1 protein-coding gene is annotated in these 338 nt (G+C 73.1%); it reads right to left on the bottom strand.

All coding sequences use genetic code 11. The features are described 5' to 3' along the window. Positions 1–338, bottom strand: a 338-nt coding sequence (locus C7C45_RS33365) for a response regulator transcription factor (RefSeq protein WP_146247516.1), incomplete at both ends; no start/stop codon positions are given.

Raw genomic sequence — 338 nt, 5'->3', positions numbered from 1 at the left:
ACCCGACCCGGGTGCTGGGCCAGGAACTTCAGCAGCTCGAACTCCTTGTAGGTGAGGTCGAGCGGGCGACCCTTGAGCTTGGCCGCGTACGTGTCCGGATCGATGGTCAGCTCACCGGCCCGGATCGAGCCGCCCGCGCCGGCGGTCGCGTTGCTCAACCGGCCCACCGCCAGCCGCAGTCGTGCCTCAACCTCGGCGGGGCCGGCCGAGGCGAGGATGACGTCGTCGACGCCCCAGTCGGCGGTCAGCGCGATCAGGCCGGCCTCGGTCACCACCGCGACCCGCGGCACGCCCAGCCCGGTGGCGTGCAGCATCCGGCAGGTCGCGCGAGGCTCGCT

The organism is Micromonospora arborensis (assembly GCF_003205615.1).
GTDB lineage: Bacteria > Actinomycetota > Actinomycetes > Mycobacteriales > Micromonosporaceae > Micromonospora > Micromonospora arborensis.
This window is presented reverse-complemented; position numbering and strand designations above follow the sequence as displayed.